Here is a 15,790-nt window from a genome sequence, read left to right on the forward strand (position 1 = left end):
TGACGGCAAACGAAATCCGCCATGGGCATGGCTTTTGCTGAACCACGCACTCCAGCCCATCGCATCACGCGCAAGAAGAGGCTGCCACTTCCAGGTAGGAGACAACTTCATGTCATACCCCGCGCAAGCGCAAACGCCCTCGCAGAAGTCCCAACACGCGTCGCCGTCCCGGCCAACGTCACGCCCGTCGGCCTTCTCCAAGGAGGCCATCATCGCCCGCCCCGGCTTCAACCGCTGGATGGTTCCGCCCGCCGCGCTGGCGGTGCATCTGTGCATCGGCCAGGCCTATGCCTTCTCGGTCTTCAACGAACCGCTGACCCGGATCCTCGGCGTCACGCAGTCGGCGCCGGGCGACTGGCAACTGACCACGCTGGGCTGGGTGTTCTCGCTGGCGATCTTCTTCCTCGGCATCTCTGCCGCATTTGCCGGCAAGTGGCTGGAGAAGGTCGGGCCGCGGCGCACCATGTTCACGGCGGCGTGCTGCTTCGGCGGCGGCTTCCTGGTGTCGGCGCTCGGCATCTGGCTGCACCAGATCTGGCTGCTGTACCTGGGCTACGGCGTGCTGGGCGGGATCGGGCTGGGGCTGGGCTACGTGTCGCCGGTGTCCACGCTGATCCGCTGGTTCCCCGACCGCCGCGGCATGGCCACCGGCATGGCGATCATGGGCTTCGGCGGCGGCGCGATGATTGGCGCGCCGCTCTCGGTCGCGCTGATGAACACCTTCAAGAGCGCGACCAGCGCGGGCGTGGCACAGACCTTCCTGGTGATGGGCGTGGTCTACTTCATCTCGATGTCGATCGGCGCGCTGGCCATCCGCATCCCGCTCCCGGGCTGGGCGCCCCCGGGCTACGTTCCCACCACCAAGGCCCGCAAGATGGTCACGCACGCCCACGTGCACATCGACCAGGCGCTGAAGACGCCGCAATTCTACCTGCTGTGGGTGATCCTGTTCCTGAACATCACCGCCGGCATCGGCGTGCTGGGCCAGGCTGCGGTGATGATCCAGGAAACCTTCAAGGGCAGCATCACTGCGGCAGCCGCCGCCGGCTTCGTCGGCCTGCTCAGCATCGGCAACATGACGGGGCGCTTCCTGTGGAGCTCCGCCAGCGACTACTTCGGCCGCAAGATCACCTATGCCATCTTCTTCGCCTTTGGCGCCGCGCTGTACATGGCGGTGCCGGCCGTCGGCGCGTCCGGCAACGTGGCCCTGTTCGTGGCCTGCTACTTCTTGATCCTGACCATGTATGGCGGCGGCTTCAGCACCATTCCCGCCTACCTGGCTGACATGTTCGGCACCGCCTACGTCGGCGGCATCCACGGCCGCCTGCTGACCGCCTGGGCCGCCGCCGGCATTGCCGGCCCGGCGCTGGTCAACTACATCCGCGAGCACAAGCTGGCCATGGGCGTTCCCAGGTCAGAGGTCTATGTCGACACCCTGCACATCATGGCCGGCCTGCTGGTGGCGGGGTTCGTCTGCAACCTGCTGATCCGGCCGGTGCATGAGCGCCACCACCTGCGCGAAGCCACCAGCGCAGCCTGAGCGCCACCCCGGATTCCGATACCAATACACAGGAGACACCACCGTGCAAGACGACCGAACTTTCGGCAAGACGCTGCTGCTGCTCGCGTTCTGGGCCTATGTGCTGATCCCGCTGGGCGCGGGCATCTGGTCGACCCTCGGGAAGGCCATGAAGCTGTTCAGCTAAGCGCTCGCCCTGGCCGTCCGCTGCATCACGATCCGTCGATGCAGCGGGGTCCATCCATGACTGTGATCCCGCGCAATGGCGCTATCTGTATTTGCTTTGCGGCGCCTGGCGAGCGCTTCTTCCGGCTCTGCAAACTGAGCTTTAGCGGTTCTGCAAGAACTGTATCCTTCGCGGGCAGGCTGTACTCCTTACGCTTGTCCGTAGTGTCGCGCGACACGCCGTCGTGCCGGCGGCAACCCCACGGAGAGCACATCGATGCACGGACTCACAGCCCTGGAGCTCGCTCGAATCCAGTTCGGATTCACGGTTTCCTTTCATATCTTATTTCCCGCCATCACGATCGGGCTGGCATGTTTCCTGGCGTTCCTGGAAGCACGCTGGCTCTACACCAAGGACACGGTGTACAGGACCCTGTACCAGTTCTGGATCAAGATCTTCGCGTTGAACTTCGGCATGGGGGTCGTTTCCGGCCTGGTCATGGCCTATGAGTTCGGCACCAACTGGTCTGGCTTCTCGCAGTTTGCGGGGAGCGTCACCGGACCGCTGCTGACCTACGAGGTGCTGACCGCCTTCTTCCTGGAAGCGGGCTTCCTGGGCGTGATGCTGTTCGGCTGGAACCGCGTCGGGCCGGGGCTGCATTTCTTCTCGACGGTGATGGTGGCTCTCGGCACCATGATTTCCTCCACCTGGATCCTGGCGTCGAACAGCTGGATGCATACGCCGGCCGGCTACGTCGTCGTTGCCGGCAAGGTGGTGCCCACCGACTGGCTCGAGGTGATCTTCAACCCGTCGTTCCCCTACCGCCTCACGCACATGGTGATCGCCGCGCTGCTGTCCACGGCACTGTTCGTGGCGGCATCCTCGGCCTGGCAGCTGCTGCATGACCGCGCCGTGCCCGCCGCCCGCAAGATGCTGTCGATGGCCCTGTGGATGGTACTGATCGCGGCGCCGATCCAGGCGGTGGTGGGCGACGCCCACGGCCTGAACACGCTGGAGCACCAGCCCGCCAAGATCGCGGCGATGGAGGGGCACTGGAACACCGCCGCCAGGGATGACAAGGGCGGCTTCCCGCTGATCGTCTTCGGCATCCCCGACATGGAACGCGAGGAAACCCGCTACGCCATCGAGATTCCGCGCCTGGGCAGCCTGATCCTCACGCACAGCCTTGACGGCCAGATCCGCGGCCTGAAGGACTTCCCCAGAGAAGACCGCCCCAATGCCACGGTGCTGTTCTTCACCTTCCGCGTCATGGTTGGGCTGGGCGTGGCGATGATCCTGTTCGGCCTGCTGGGTTGGGTGCTGCGCCGCAATGGCGCCTTGTACCGGTCCAAGGCCTTCCTGCGCCTCGCGGTGGTGATGGGCCCCGCCGGCCTGGTCGCGCTGCTGGCCGGCTGGATGACCACCGAGATCGGCCGCCAGCCGTGGGTGGTCTATGGACTGCTGCGTACCCATGATGCCGTTTCCGCGCATGCCGCCGGCCCGGTGGCGCTGTCGCTGGCGTTGTTCGTGGTGATCTACTTCGTCTGCTTCGGCGTGGGCATCCGCTACATGCTCAGGCTGGCCAGCGCCGGCCCCGCCCCCGACGCGCACCCGCACGATGAGCCGTCCTACGGCCCCGGCAGCGTCGTTCCCGCCGCCATCGCCGCGGCTTCCACACCCAACCCGATGGCCCCGCACGGCCAGCGCGAATCCTGAACAGGTGATCAACATGGGTATCAACCTTCCCGTTATCTGGGCCGCCCTGATCTTCTTCGGCGTGATGATGTACGTCATCATGGACGGATTCGATCTTGGCATCGGCATTCTCTTCCCCTTCGTCGGCGACCGTCATGACCGCGACGTCATGATGAACACGGTGGCGCCGGTCTGGGACGGCAACGAAACCTGGCTGGTGCTGGGCGGCGCGGCGCTGCTGGGCGCCTTCCCGCTGGCCTACTCGGTGCTGCTCAGCGCCTTCTACCTGCCGCTGATGTTCATGCTGATGGGGCTGATCTTCCGCGGCGTGGCCTTTGAATTCCGCTTCAAGGCCAGCGACCGCAGCCGCCCTTACTGGGATGCCGCGTTCACGTGGGGATCGGTGGTCGCCGCCTTCTTCCAGGGCGTGACGCTGGGCGCCTATATCGACGGCATCACCATGGAAGGCACCACCTTCACCGGCGGCGCGCTCGACTGGCTGGCGCCGTTCCCGATCTTCTGCGGCGTGGGCGTGGTGATTACCTATGCCTTCCTCGGGGTCACCTGGCTCATCATGAAGACCGAGGGCCGCCTGCAATGGACCATGCTGCGCGTGACCAACGTGCTGACCGGCGTGATGCTGGCAATGGTCGCCGCGGTGAGCGTGTGGACGCCGCTGACCCATCCGGAGATCGCGCAACGCTGGTTCGCGCTGCCCAACCTGTTCTTCTTCCTGCCGGTGCCGCTGCTGGTGTTGTTCTCCGCCTTCGGCATCTACCGGTCCCTGCGCAACCACCCGAACGTGTCGCCGTTCCTGTACGCGCTGCTGATGATCTTCATGGGTTATACGGGGCTTGCCATCAGCATCTGGCCCAATATCATCCCGCCGTCGATCTCGATCTTCGACGCGTCGTCGCCTCCGCAAAGCCAGGGCTTCGCGCTGGTCGGCACCCTGTTTATCGTGCCGATCATCCTGGCCTACACCTCCTGGTCCTATTACGTGTTTCGCGGCAAGGTCAAGCGCGGGGAGGGGTACCACTGATGGCCGGGATCCTGCATTCGCGGCTGGCGGCGCGCCTGGGCTGGCTGCTGGCCCTGTGGCTGGCAGGGGTCGGCACGGTCTTCGTCTGCGCCAGCCTGATGAAGCTGCTGATGCGCGCGGCTGGGCTTGCCAACTGAAGCCATGCCGTCCTCAAGTCCGCTCTCACGCCCCGCGCTGCCCGCGCGCACCGCCGGCGTGCTCGACACGCTCGCGGCAGCCTGGGCGCGACGCGCCGACCTTGCACCCTGGCTGCATTCGCTGAAGGTGTTCGGCGCGGCAATGCTGGCGCTCTACGTGGCGCTGGCGCTCGGGCTGCCGCGGCCCTACTGGGCCATGGCCACCGTCTACCTGGTGTCCAGCCCGCTGGCCGGCGCCACCTATGCCAAGGGCACCTACCGCGTCTTCGGCACGCTGCTGGGCGCCGTGTGCGCGGTGGCGCTGGTGCCCTGGCTGGTCGACGAGCCCATGCTGCTGATGGCCGCGATCGCGTGCTGGACCGGCACCATGCTCTACCTGTCCTTGCTGGAACCGGCGCCGCGCAACTACATCTGCCTGCTGGCCGCCTATACACTGCCGATCGTGGCGCTGCCGACGGTCACCAACCCGGCCACCGTCTTTGACGTGGCCCTCACCCGCATCGAGGAAATCATCATCGGCATCGTCTGCGCCAGCGTGGTCAGCGCTGTGGTCTTTCCCTCGCGCACCACGCCGGCGCTGGCCGCACGCGCGTCGGCGTGGCTGGACCATGCCTCGCGCTGGATCACCGACGTGCTGGCCGCCGGTGCCAGCGCAGGCCAGCGCCATGACAGCTTCAGCCTGCTGGCCGCCGATATCCTCGCAATGGAAACCCAGCTGGCCCAGCTGACCTATGAAGCCGACGGCGCCCTGACCCTGCGGCGCGCACGTGCCCTGCACCAGCGCATGACGGCCCTGCTGCCGCTGGTGCTCGCGCTGGCCGATGCCGCCAGCGCCTTGCGCCGGCATCCGGCGGGCATGCCTGACGCCGTCGCGCAGCGCATGCGCGCCACGCTGGCCTGGATCGCCGGCGACGCCGGTGCGTCCCGGCCCCCGCCTTCCTGGTACCCGGCAGGCAGCACGCCGGCCGCACCCGCGGACTGGCATGCACGGCTGGTCGCGGCGACCTGCACTTACCTGGATGAACTGGGCGATCTCTGGCAGGACTGCCGCCTGCTGCAGGCCAGCCTGCGCCAGGGCGGGAGCGAGCCCACCGCGCTGCGCTACCGCGTGGAACCCGCCGGGCAGGCCCGGCACCATGATCACGCGCAGCTGTTGTTCCGCGGCGCTACCGCCGGCTCGGCCACCTTCGTCGCGGGCCTGCTGTGGATGGTGTCGGGGTGGGTCGATGGTGCCGGCCCGGTCGGCCTGGCCGCGCTCGCCAGCTGCTTTATCGCCACCACCGCGGAGCCGCGGCTGATGGCCGGCCGGGTGATCGCGTGGAGCATCGGCTGTGCCTTGCTGTCCTGGTACTACCAGTTCGTGGTGCTGCAACTGGCCCATGACTTTGGCTCGCTTGCCGCCCTGCTGTGCGGCCCCTACCTGGTCATCGGCGCCATGACCACGCAGCCGCGCAACGCGCTGTTCGGCGTGTTGCTGGCGGTCACGGCGGCGTCGTTCCCGGGCCCGCAGCACCTGACCGCCGCCAGTTTCGCCGGCATCTTCAACAGCAGCCTGGCGAGCCTGGCGGCGCAGGTGTTCGCGGCCTTGTGGGCAGTCCTGATGCAGCCCTTCGGCCAGCAACTGGTGGCCTACCGGCTGGCCAGGGCCAACTGGAACGAGATCGCGCTGGCGGCGCACCCGCGCGCGCCGGTCAACAGCGCGCGGCTGCGCGGCCGCATGCTGGACCGGCTGCTGCGCCAGTGGCCGCCATTGACCCGCCGCAACAATGCCAGCGGCAGGCAGGCCGGCAGCGCCGTTGCCGACTTCCTGGTCGAATCAGCCGCGCTCGCGCTGCGGCGCGTCCCGGCTGGCGTGCCCGCGCCGCGCCGCCGGGCCGTGGAGCGCGTGCTGGCAGGGGTCGCACGCCACTACCGCCAATGCGCGCGCACCGGCCATGCTAGCCCGCCCGCGCCGGCGCTGGCCGCGCACATCGACGCGGCCTTCGCGGCGCTGACCACGACGGCCCATGGCAGCCCGCGCACCGCGCTGGCGGCACTGGCCACCCTGCGGCTTGCCCTGCATCCGCATGAAGGAGATCACCATGCACGCCACTGAGTTCGACCTGTACGGCGTGTTCGTGCCAGCCACCGTGGTGTGGATGCTGGCCGCCTTCGCCGTGACCGCCGGCGTGCGCGTCGTGCTCGCCCGGATCGGCTTCTACCGCATCATCTGGCACCGGTCCTTGTTCAATTTCTCGCTCTATATCCTCGTACTGGGCGCGATCGTCGCGCTCGTCTGGCAGGCCCCATCATGATTCGCAAACTTTCACTGCTCGGCCCCGTTGCGGTGACCTTGGCGGCCGTGGTCGCCGCGGCGCTGACCGCCTGGCATTTGTGGCAGTACTACACCGAGGCGCCCTGGACCCGCGACGGCCATGTGCGCGCAGAAGTGATCCAGGTCGCGCCGGATGTCTCCGGCCTGGTCACGGCCGTGCTCGTCGGCGACAACGCCCGGGTGCAACGCGGCCAGGTCCTGTTCGTGGTGGACCAGGACCGCTTCAGCCTGGCCCTGAAACAGGCGCAGGCCGAGGCCGCTTCGGCGCGCGCCGCGCTGGCACTGGGCCGGCGCCAGGCGTCGAACGCGGCCGGCGTTGCCGCCCTGGCCGCCGCGCAGGCGCGCATCGACGAAGCCGATGCCGCGGTGGACGTGGCCAGGCTGAACCTGGCCCGCTGCCGCGTGACCAGCCCGGTCGACGGCTATGTCAGCGACCGCCTGCCGCGCGCCGGCGACTTTGCCACCCGCGGCAAGCCAGCCCTGTCGGTGGTGGCCAGCGGCTCGCAGTACGTGGAGGGCTATTTCGAGGAAACCAAGCTGCCCGCGATCCGCGTCGGCAGCGCCGCCGAAGTGCACATCATGGGCCAGCGCACCCCCTTGCGCGGACATGTGCAGAGCATTGCGCCCGGCATCGAGGACCAGGACCGCGCCATCGGGCCGAACATGCTCCCCAGCGTCAACCCGACCTTCAACTGGGTGCGCCTGGCGCAGCGCATACCGGTGCGCATCGCGCTGGACCAGGTGCCGGCCGGGGCCCACCTGATCGCCGGCCAGACCGCGACGGTGCGCATCCGGGCGCCGCGCGAATGAGGCGCCCAATTCAGCCGCACCGGTCCCGCCGGAACTGTTCTGCTTCCGCTCCTGCCGATTTGTGCGCCTGCCGGGCGGCCATCGGTTCGTACCATGGATGGCATGGCATGCGCCATGCCCTACCCCATTGCCCCCGGGAGATTCGCCATGCAAGCAGCGCTTGTGCAAAAAATGCCCGCCGCCCGCAGTTTTGAGGCGCCCGAGCCGGACCACGCATCACCCGCCTGCCGGGACCAGCTGGGCCGTCCGCTGCGCGACCTGCGCCTCTCGGTGATCGACCAGTGCAACTTCCGCTGCACCTACTGCATGCCCAAGGAGCGCTTCGGGCGCGACTATCCGTTCCTGTCGCCTGAGCAGCGCCTGTCCGATGCCGAATTGCTGTGCATCGTGCGCGCCTTTGTCAGCCTGGGCGTTGAGAAGGTGCGCCTGACCGGCGGCGAGCCGCTGCTGCGCAAAGGCATCGAGTCTCTGGTCGAACGCATTGCGGCCATGCGTACCCTGGAGGGCCGGCAGGTGGAAGTGGCCATGACCACCAACGGCAGCCTGCTGGCCCGCAAGGCGCGTTCGCTGCGCGACGCGGGCCTGGGCCGGGTCACGGTCAGCCTGGACAGCCTCGACGACCAGATCTTCCGCGCCATAAACGATGTGGATTTCCCGGTCGGCCGCGTGCTGGAGGGCATCGACGCGGCCATCGCGGCGGGCTTGGCGCCAGTCAAGGTCAACTGCGTGGTCGAGCGCGGCACCAACGACGCGCAGGTGCTGCCGCTGGTCGAACACTTCCGCGGCAGCGACGTCACGCTGCGCTTTATCGAATATATGGATGTGGAAGGCCCGAGCGGCTGGTCACAGTCGCGCGTCGTCCCGTCCGACGAGATCCGCGGCATGGTCGAACGCGCGCATGCGCTGCTGCCGGTCACTCGGCGCGACGGCGAAACCGCCAGCAACTACCTGCTGGCCGACGGCAGCCTGAAGGTGGGCTTTATCTCCAGCGTTTCGCACCCATTCTGCGGCGATTGCACCCGCGCACGCGTTTCGGTCGACGGCCGGCTGCACCTGTGCCTGTTCGCCACCAGTTCCGTCGACCTGCGCCAGCACCTGGGCACCGCCCACCCGGATGAAGCCGTGGCGGACGCGGTCCGGCAAGCGTGGCAGGCCCGCGGCGACCGCTACTCTGAGCTGCGCGCTGACCGGCTGGCCAGCGGCAAGCGCCAGTACCCGACGGTGCGCATGTCGCTGGTCGGGGGCTGAGCCGCGGGCGCGGCTCCCGGTCACTCAGTCAGGATTCGGGAAGGCCTGCGCGGCAAGCTCCGCGCCGGCTGGTGTCAGGCTCGCGTGACCGCGGCCTTCCTCGTCGATCGCCACGTCCGCCAGTCCGGCGGCCTGCAGCTGCGTCAACACGCGCCGCAGCACGCTCATCGGCAGTTGTGCCCGCTTCGCGATCTTGGCGAGCGACCAGGGGCTGCCGCCACCCTCGCGCCCAGCCTGCCACAGGACCTGGAGCGCCGCGACCATGGCGGGATCGATGTCAGCGTCTTGCATGCTCTTCCTCTACGCGTTCCCGGCTGCGTGCCAGCAGGTGCTGTGCGATTTTGCCCAGCGTCTGCACGGCGGACTCGATGCCGGGCGTCCATTCCGAGCTGTAGTTCAGCCGGATGCAGTTGCCGTAAGTGGCCCCGGGCGCAAACATATGCCCCGGCGCAACGGTGATGCGGTGCTCCAGCGCGGCGTGGTACATCTCCATCGCATCGATGCCCTCCGGCAACTGCACCCACAGCACATAGCCCCCCGCGGGGCGCGACGTGGTGGTGCCGTCCGGGAAGAACCTGCGCACCGCGGCGGCCATGATGCTGGCCTGCTGCGCATAGGCCTTGCGCACCCGCCGCAGGTGGAAGTCGTAGCCGTCGTTCTTCAGGAACTCGGCAATCGCCAGTTGCGGAATCGCCGGCGTGGTCAGCGTGTTGAGGAACTTGAGTCGTTCCACGGCCTCGCGGTAGCGGCCCGGCAGCGCCCAGCCGATCCGGTAGGCATTGGTCAGCGTCTTGGAGAACGACGAGCAATGCAGCACGATGCCGGCCTTGTCAAACGCCTTCAATGAACTGGGATGGGCCTCGCCGTAATAGAGCTCGCCGTAGACGTCGTTCTCGATGACGGGGATGTCCTTCTCGGTCAGCATGGCCACCAGCGCGCGCTTCTTCTCATCGGGCATCTGGAAGCCGAGCGGGTTCTGGAAATTGGGCATCACCATGCAGGCAGCCACGCCCTTTTCTTCGATCAGCCGCGCCAGCTCGCCGATGTCGATGCCCTCCGCCGGATCGGTCGCCACCTCGATGGCGCGCATGCCCAGCCGTTCGATGGCATGGAGCATGGCGTAGAAGGTCGGCGACTCCACCGCGATGGTATCGCCCGGCCTGGCCACCGCCTGCAGGCAGAGGTTGATGGCCTCGGTCGCGCCGATGGTGACGATCACCTCGTTCGGATCGATGGCGTAGCCGTTCTCCAGGTAGCGGCGCGAGATCTGCCGGATCAGCTCGGGGCTGCCGGGCGGCAGGTCGTCGAGCATGGTCCACTTGGCATAGCGGCGCGCGATGTTGTTGGCGTACTGGTTGATGCGCTGCCACGGAAACAGCGAAGGGTCCGGATAGGGCGAACCGAGCGGCACGGCATCATCGGAACGGATCGAGCGCAGCGTGGAAAGCACCAGCGCGCTGACGTCCACCGCTGAGGGCTTGGCACTGGGCCTGGACGGGCGCAGCTCGAACACCGGCTCGCCCGGCCGCGCGCGCACAAAGTAGCCGGACTGCGGCCGGCTTTCGATGATGCCGCGGCTCTCCAGCAAGACGTAGGCCCGGATCACCGTGGTGATGCTCATGCGGTGGTGCTGGCTGGTCTGCCGCACCGAGGGAATCCGCTCGCCGGGCAGCAGCACGCCCTGTTGCACCAATGCCTCGATGTCCGCAGCCAGTTTTTCATATAGTTTCACGCTGCGCTCCCCTTTCCCTTGCGCCCCGTCGGTGCCCGGACCGGCCACCTTGCCGGGCCGCCGTCAGCTGAGCCAACGATGGAGATCATAGTACGGCAGGGGCACATTTTGGAGCTGTCCGGCACATTGGGGTTCGACCCGCACAAAGCCGCTGGCCTGGCCGAGCGCCGACACCGAGGCGGCGCCCTGCTGTGCATTGACCTGCACGAAACTCTCGCGGCCGCCGAGGTTGCCGATTTCGCCCACGCGCCAGAAGGCATCGCCCCGGTGCGGGCGCGTGCCGGCCAGCGCCGCCCTGACCCGGCCTACCGGTGGGAACAGCTCGGCGCGCCCCTGCAGGCGGCGCAGCAGCGGCGTCACCAGCAGCGCGAAGGTGGCATAAGCTGCCGCCGGATTTCCCGGCAGGCACACCACGGGCTTGCCGCGCAGGCGCCCCACCGTGACCGGCTTGCCGGGCTTCATGTTGACGCCACGGCAAAGCAGCTCGCCGCCCGCCGAAGCCAGCGCCGCCGCGACCAGGTCGCGCTGGCCGACCGAGGCACCGCCGGTGACCAGCACCAGGTCGGCGTCGGCGGCAAGTTCCCGCAGCATGTCGTGCAAGGCGCGCTCGTCGTCCTGCACGTGGCGGTGGCAACTGACCACGGCGCCCATCGACTGCACCAGCGACTCGAGCATCGGGCCATTGACGTCATGCACCTGATACACGTCGCGCGGCTCGTCGTGCGCCGCCACCTCGTCGCCCGAGGTCAGGATAGCCACCTCCACCAGCCGGCAGACCGTGGCCTCTGTCAGTCCCTGCGACGCCAGCGCGGCAATATGCCCCGCATGCAGCAGGGTTCCTGCCGACAGCAACAGGTCGCCCCGGCGGGCGTCCTCGCCCTTGCGCCGGATATGCTGGCCCGCCACGGGTGCGCGCGCGCAGACCACACCGCGATAGGTCTCTTCGGCATCTTCCAGCGCGACCACGGCATTGGCGCCGGGCGGGATCACGCCGCCGGTGTAGATGCGGATGGCCTGGCCGGGCAACAGCGGCTGCGGCTGCGTGCCGGCGAAGACGACCTGCTGCAGCGGCAGGCAGGCGCCCTCGCGACAGTCTTCGCAGCGCACCGCATAGCCGTCCATGGCGCTGCGGTCCGCCGCGGGCGTATCCATGACCGCGGCCACGTCGCCGGCCAGCACGCGGCCAGTCAGCAAGCCCAGCCACACGGTTTCGGTCTGCCGCACGGGCTCCGCGCACATCGCGAAGACCGCCTGCGCCTCGTCAAAGTTCAGCATGCTGCGTCTCCGCGGCTGGCGTCCAATGCGGCGCCGGTATAGTCGACATAACCATCCTGGCGGCAGAAGCTGAGCAGGCGCAGGCCGGCCTGCTCGGCGATGCGGATCGCCAGCGAGGTCGGCGCCGAGATCGTCGCCAGCATCTGGATATTCATGCGCGCCACCTTGCGCACCAGTTCATAGCTGGCGCGGCTGGACAGCAGCACGAAGCCGTCGTCCATCGCCATGCGCTGCATCGCCAGGTGGCCGATCAGCTTGTCCAGGCCGTTGTGGCGGCCCACATCCTCGAACACATGCAGGATCTCGCCGCCCGCACCGCACCAGGCCGCGGCGTGGACGCCCCCGGTAGCCTGCATCAGCCGCTGGTGCGACGGCAGCGCCGCGACGGCGCGCTCGATCATCTCGCGCGACGGCGTCAGCCGGGTGGCCGGCTCGGGCATGCGCGCGGGCTCCAGGTCGAGCAGCTCGATGCTCTCGATGCCGCAGACGCCGCAGCCGGTGCGCCCCGCCAGCGCGCGCCGGCGGGCCCGCATGGTGGCAAAGGCGTGTTCGCTGATCTCCATCTGTACCTCGGCGCCGTGCGCGTGCACGCGCACTTCCAGGTCGTGGATCTCCGCATTGCGCCCGACGATGCCCTCGGTCAGCGAGAAGCCGACCGCGAATGCCTCCAGGTCCAGCGGCGTGGCCATCATCACGGCGTGCGAGATGCCGTTGTACACCAGCGCCACCGGGAGCTCTTCCGCCACGTTGTCCGTGGCCGGCTGCACCACGCAGTTCTTGTGCCGCACGATGCTGCGCGCTTCATAGCCTGAGTGTTCAACCAGTTCGGTGCATTGCATGGGGGTCTCGCCAAGATGGATGCCGCGCCGGCACAAGGCCGGCGCTGGTCGGGAGTGATCGGGTCTGTTGGGAATGATGGTAGGCGCGGACCGCCCCGTACGAGGCGTACAGTTGCGCCGATCGCCGGCATCTACAGATGCCGTCGCGCTTCGGGCTTCACTCGCCGGCGCCGGCTTCCCTGTCGTCGTTGCTGGGGAAGCGGTATTGCCCGTAGCGCAGGATCAGCACGCCGAAGGCCAGCATGACCACGCCCGCGCACAAGGCCAGCATGTGGAACTCGGTGGACTCGTTGAAGCGCAGGATCAGGTCGCGCGCCAGCGACACCATCGCGATGTACAAGGGGAAGCGCACGGGCAGCTGGCCCAGCCTCAGGTAGCGCACCACCATCGCCAGCACCTCCAGGTACAGGAACATCAGCAGCAGGTCGGTGATCGAGAAGACCCCCATGGCCGCGACCTTCCAGCCTTCCTGTGCCATGGCAAAGGTCGTGGCCAGGCCGATCACGACCAGGCCAGCCAGTTCCACCATGCCCAGGAAGGATTCCACCCGGGCGCGCACGCGGCTCTGGCCCGGCCGGGCGCCGGGGCTTTTGTCCATGTTCATGGCTGTGCTGGCGCGGTCAGGCCGCCGCCGCGGGCTGCCGACGGGACGGGGTCAGCAACACCGGCACCGACTTCGACGTGGGCGTGCCGCAGCCATCGCCAGTGCTTTCCAGCGGCACCAGCGGATTGGTCTCGGGGTAGTACGCCCCCAGGCAGCCTTGCGGGATGTCGTATTCGACCAGCACGAAGTCCTCGACCTGGCGCTGCACGCCGTCGTCCCAGACACTGGTGATGTCCACGTGCTGGCCCGCCTTCAGGCCAAGCCGCGCCAGGTCAGCGGGGCTGATGAAGACCACCCGGCGCAGGCCGAACACGCCGCGGTAGCGGTCGTCCAGGCCATAGATCGTGGTGTTGTACTGGTCGTGCGAGCGCGTGGTCATCATCACCATCAGCTTGTCGCCATACTTCTGGCGGGCCCGGCTGATGGGGGTGTCCTTTTCGATGCGGTTGACCAGGAACTGCGCCTTGCCCGACGGCGTATGCCAGACCCGGTTGCATGCCGCCGGCGTCAGGTGGAACCCGCCCGGCACCGCCACGCGCTCGTTGTAGCTCTCGAATCCGTCGATCACCTGCTCGATGGCGTCGCGGATGCGGGCATAGTCCTGCGCATACCAGAGCCAGTCGATCTTCTGCGAGCCCAGCGTGGCGGCCGCCATGTGCGCGACGATGGCAATCTCCGACAACAGGTGCGGCGACGCCGGCGCGTTCATGCCGAAGGAGATATGGACCATGCAGACCGAGTCCTCGACCGTCACGCCCTGCGCCACGCCGTCCTGCTGGTCGATCTCGGTGCGGCCCAGCGTCGGCAGGATCAGCGACTCCTTGCCGTGCACCAGGTGGCTGCGGTTGAGCTTGGTGGCGATATTTACGGTCAGGTCGCACTGGCGCAGGGCCTCGAAGGTGCGCGGCGTATCCGGCGTGGCGGTGGAGAAATTGCCGCCCAGGCCGACAAAGACCTTGACCTTGCCCTCGAGCATCGCCGAGATGGTGTGGACCACGTCATACCCGTGCTTGCGCGGCGGCTCGAAGCCGAAGGCGGCCTGCAGGCGGTCCAGGAATTCCTGCTCAGGCTTCTCTTCGATACCCACCGTGCGGTCGCCCTGCACGTTCGAATGCCCGCGCACCGGCAGCAGCCCCGCACCGGGGCGCCCGATGTTCCCGCGCATCATCATCAGGTTGGACAGGATCTGCACCGTCGGCACGGAGTGCTTATGCTGCGTCAGGCCCATGCCCCAGCAGGCGATCACGCGCTTGCCCCTGGCGTAGACCTGGGTCAGCGCATCGATATCTTCCTGCGACACGCCCGACTCGGCGACGATGTCGGCCCAGCTTTCCGCGCGCAGGTCTTCGATGAAGTCGCCGAAGCCGATGGTGTGCTCGCGCACGAAATCCACGTCGATCAGGCGCTCGCGGCCGTGCCGGATGGCCTCTTCGTCGAGTTCGTCCAGGCGCTTGGCCATGCCCTTGATCAACGCAAAGTCGCCGCCCAGCTTGGGCTGCACGAACATCGAGGCGATCTTGGTGCTGGAGCCGGTGAGCATCTCCACCGGGTGCTGCGGGCTGGTAAAGCGCTCCACCCCGCGTTCGCGCAGCGGGTTGATCGACACAATGGCGGCGCCGCGCCGCGCGCACTCGCGCAGCTCGCCCAGCATGCGCGGATGGTTGGTGGCCGCGTTGTGGCCGAACAGCAGGATGGTGTCGGCATGCTCGAAATCATCCAGCACCACGGTGGCCTTGCCCACGCCGATGGTCGGCGGCAGGCCCCGGCTGGTGGCCTCGTGGCACATGTTCGAGCAGTCGGGGAAGTTGTTGGTGCCATAGGCTCGCACGAACAGCTGGTAGAGGAAGGCGGCCTCGTTGCTGGCGCGCCCCGACGTATAGAATGCGGCCTGGTTCGGGTCCGGCAGCGCGCGCAGGTGGCGCCCGATCAGCGCAAAGGCCTCGTCCCAGGCGATCGCACGGTACTTGTCGGTCTGCGCGTCATAGACCATGGGGTGCGTCAGCCGCCCGTGCTGCTCCAGCTCATAATCGGTCTGCGCCATCAGCGACGTCACCGTGTGCTGCGCAAAGAACTCAGGGGTCACGCGCATGCTGGTGGATTCGGCGGCCACGGCCTTGACGCCGTTCTCGCAGAATTCAAAGGTGGAGGCGTGCTGCCGGTCCGGCCAGGCACAGCCGGGGCAGTCGAAGCCATCGGCCTGGTTCTGCTTGAACAGCATCTTGTACTTGCCTCCGGCAACCTTCTCCTTGATCAGGTTGATGGCAACGTACTTCAGCGCACCCCAGCCGGCAGCGGGGTGGGTGTAGGGGGCGATGTGGCCTTTTTCAGGGGTCGGGGAGCTCATTGGCGTGGTGTCCTGTAACGACGGGGGCGCTGTCCGGCGGCCTGCGCTGCTTATCGAAGGGGGCC

At 67.9% G+C, this 15,790-nt stretch carries 15 protein-coding genes; 9 read left to right on the forward strand and 6 right to left on the reverse strand.

Annotated features, from left to right (window positions below; all coding sequences use genetic code 11):
- Positions 1-109: 109 nt before the first annotated feature.
- The 9 genes from AC1Q7H_RS24720 to moaA all read left to right on the forward strand — a co-directional run bounded on the left by AC1Q7H_RS24720 (position 110) and on the right by moaA (position 8,931).
- A complete protein-coding gene (locus AC1Q7H_RS24720; protein WP_013953106.1) occupies positions 110-1,540 on the forward strand; it encodes an L-lactate MFS transporter in 1,431 nt (476 codons plus the stop codon).
- A 43-nt stretch (positions 1,541-1,583) separates the two neighbouring features.
- Positions 1,584-1,706 (forward strand): MFS transporter small subunit, encoded by a 123-nt coding sequence (locus AC1Q7H_RS24725; protein ID WP_010809255.1) that lies wholly within the window; start codon positions 1,584-1,586, stop codon positions 1,704-1,706.
- 255 nt (positions 1,707-1,961) lie between these two features.
- Positions 1,962-3,401 (forward strand): cytochrome ubiquinol oxidase subunit I, encoded by a 1,440-nt coding sequence (locus tag AC1Q7H_RS24730; RefSeq protein ID WP_153953540.1) that lies wholly within the window; start codon positions 1,962-1,964, stop codon positions 3,399-3,401.
- Between the two features lie 13 nt (positions 3,402-3,414).
- On the forward strand, positions 3,415-4,422 hold the full coding sequence (cydB, locus tag AC1Q7H_RS24735) for a cytochrome d ubiquinol oxidase subunit II (RefSeq protein ID WP_013953109.1): 1,008 nt from the start codon (positions 3,415-3,417) through the stop codon (positions 4,420-4,422).
- Entirely contained in the window at positions 4,422-4,559 is a 138-nt protein-coding gene (locus tag AC1Q7H_RS24740; protein WP_153953539.1) for a DUF2474 family protein, read from the forward strand. The genes cydB and AC1Q7H_RS24740 overlap by 1 nt, the downstream gene beginning before the upstream one ends.
- A 4-nt stretch (positions 4,560-4,563) precedes the next feature.
- Entirely contained in the window at positions 4,564-6,654 is a 2,091-nt protein-coding gene (locus tag AC1Q7H_RS24745; RefSeq protein WP_492381838.1) for an FUSC family protein, read from the forward strand.
- Positions 6,641-6,853, forward strand: a complete 213-nt coding sequence (locus AC1Q7H_RS24750; protein WP_013953112.1) for a DUF1656 domain-containing protein — start codon at positions 6,641-6,643, stop codon at positions 6,851-6,853. Before AC1Q7H_RS24745 ends, AC1Q7H_RS24750 begins: the two co-directional genes overlap by 14 nt.
- On the forward strand, positions 6,850-7,683 hold the full coding sequence (locus AC1Q7H_RS24755; RefSeq protein WP_153953536.1) for an HlyD family secretion protein: 834 nt from the start codon (positions 6,850-6,852) through the stop codon (positions 7,681-7,683). The genes AC1Q7H_RS24750 and AC1Q7H_RS24755 overlap by 4 nt, the downstream gene beginning before the upstream one ends.
- 147 nt (positions 7,684-7,830) lie before the next feature.
- On the forward strand, positions 7,831-8,931 hold the full coding sequence (moaA, locus tag AC1Q7H_RS24760; RefSeq protein WP_492378056.1) for a GTP 3',8-cyclase MoaA: 1,101 nt from the start codon (positions 7,831-7,833) through the stop codon (positions 8,929-8,931).
- Between the two features lie 24 nt (positions 8,932-8,955).
- Here the strand turns inward: moaA and AC1Q7H_RS24765 are convergent, their stop codons facing one another.
- The 6 genes from AC1Q7H_RS24765 to AC1Q7H_RS24790 form a co-directional block, all read right to left on the reverse strand.
- Positions 8,956-9,222 (reverse strand): helix-turn-helix domain-containing protein, encoded by a 267-nt coding sequence (locus AC1Q7H_RS24765; protein ID WP_010814452.1) that lies wholly within the window; start codon positions 9,220-9,222, stop codon positions 8,956-8,958.
- Entirely contained in the window at positions 9,209-10,663 is a 1,455-nt protein-coding gene (locus AC1Q7H_RS24770) for an aminotransferase-like domain-containing protein (protein WP_492381839.1), read from the reverse strand. The genes AC1Q7H_RS24765 and AC1Q7H_RS24770 overlap by 14 nt, the downstream gene beginning before the upstream one ends.
- 63 nt (positions 10,664-10,726) lie before the next feature.
- Positions 10,727-11,938: a molybdopterin molybdotransferase MoeA gene (locus tag AC1Q7H_RS24775; protein ID WP_492378055.1), complete on the reverse strand. Its 1,212-nt coding sequence runs from the start codon at positions 11,936-11,938 to the stop codon at positions 10,727-10,729.
- Positions 11,932-12,777 (reverse strand): formate dehydrogenase accessory sulfurtransferase FdhD, encoded by an 846-nt coding sequence (fdhD, locus tag AC1Q7H_RS24780; RefSeq protein WP_153953533.1) that lies wholly within the window; start codon positions 12,775-12,777, stop codon positions 11,932-11,934. Before fdhD ends, AC1Q7H_RS24775 begins: the two co-directional genes overlap by 7 nt.
- A gap of 157 nt (positions 12,778-12,934) precedes the next feature.
- Positions 12,935-13,381, reverse strand: coding sequence for a phosphate-starvation-inducible protein PsiE (locus tag AC1Q7H_RS24785; protein WP_153953532.1), 447 nt, complete (start codon positions 13,379-13,381; stop codon positions 12,935-12,937).
- Positions 13,382-13,397: 16 nt separating this feature from the next.
- Positions 13,398-15,725 (reverse strand): FdhF/YdeP family oxidoreductase, encoded by a 2,328-nt coding sequence (locus tag AC1Q7H_RS24790; RefSeq protein WP_492381840.1) that lies wholly within the window; start codon positions 15,723-15,725, stop codon positions 13,398-13,400.
- Positions 15,726-15,790: the final 65 nt, after the last annotated feature.

The organism is Cupriavidus sp. GW823-FHT06D04 (assembly GCF_058795055.1).

Excerpts from the sequence above, each read along its gene's own strand:
- AC1Q7H_RS24720 (WP_013953106.1), top strand. The coding sequence starts at position 110 with ATGTCATACCCCGCGCAAGCGCAAACGCCCTCGCAGAAGTCCCAACAC.
- AC1Q7H_RS24730 (WP_153953540.1), top strand. The coding sequence starts at position 1,962 with ATGCACGGACTCACAGCCCTGGAGCTCGCTCGAATCCAGTTCGGATTC.
- cydB (WP_013953109.1), top strand. The coding sequence starts at position 3,415 with ATGGGTATCAACCTTCCCGTTATCTGGGCCGCCCTGATCTTCTTCGGC.
- AC1Q7H_RS24740 (WP_153953539.1), top strand. The coding sequence starts at position 4,422 with ATGGCCGGGATCCTGCATTCGCGGCTGGCGGCGCGCCTGGGCTGGCTG.
- AC1Q7H_RS24745 (WP_492381838.1), top strand. The coding sequence starts at position 4,564 with ATGCCGTCCTCAAGTCCGCTCTCACGCCCCGCGCTGCCCGCGCGCACC.
- AC1Q7H_RS24750 (WP_013953112.1), top strand. The coding sequence starts at position 6,641 with ATGCACGCCACTGAGTTCGACCTGTACGGCGTGTTCGTGCCAGCCACC.
- AC1Q7H_RS24755 (WP_153953536.1), top strand. The coding sequence starts at position 6,850 with ATGATTCGCAAACTTTCACTGCTCGGCCCCGTTGCGGTGACCTTGGCG.
- moaA (WP_492378056.1), top strand. The coding sequence starts at position 7,831 with ATGCAAGCAGCGCTTGTGCAAAAAATGCCCGCCGCCCGCAGTTTTGAG.
- AC1Q7H_RS24765 (WP_010814452.1), bottom strand. The coding sequence starts at position 9,222 with ATGCAAGACGCTGACATCGATCCCGCCATGGTCGCGGCGCTCCAGGTC.
- AC1Q7H_RS24775 (WP_492378055.1), bottom strand. The coding sequence starts at position 11,938 with ATGCTGAACTTTGACGAGGCGCAGGCGGTCTTCGCGATGTGCGCGGAG.
- fdhD (WP_153953533.1), bottom strand. The coding sequence starts at position 12,777 with ATGCAATGCACCGAACTGGTTGAACACTCAGGCTATGAAGCGCGCAGC.
- AC1Q7H_RS24785 (WP_153953532.1), bottom strand. The coding sequence starts at position 13,381 with ATGAACATGGACAAAAGCCCCGGCGCCCGGCCGGGCCAGAGCCGCGTG.
- AC1Q7H_RS24790 (WP_492381840.1), bottom strand. The coding sequence starts at position 15,725 with ATGAGCTCCCCGACCCCTGAAAAAGGCCACATCGCCCCCTACACCCAC.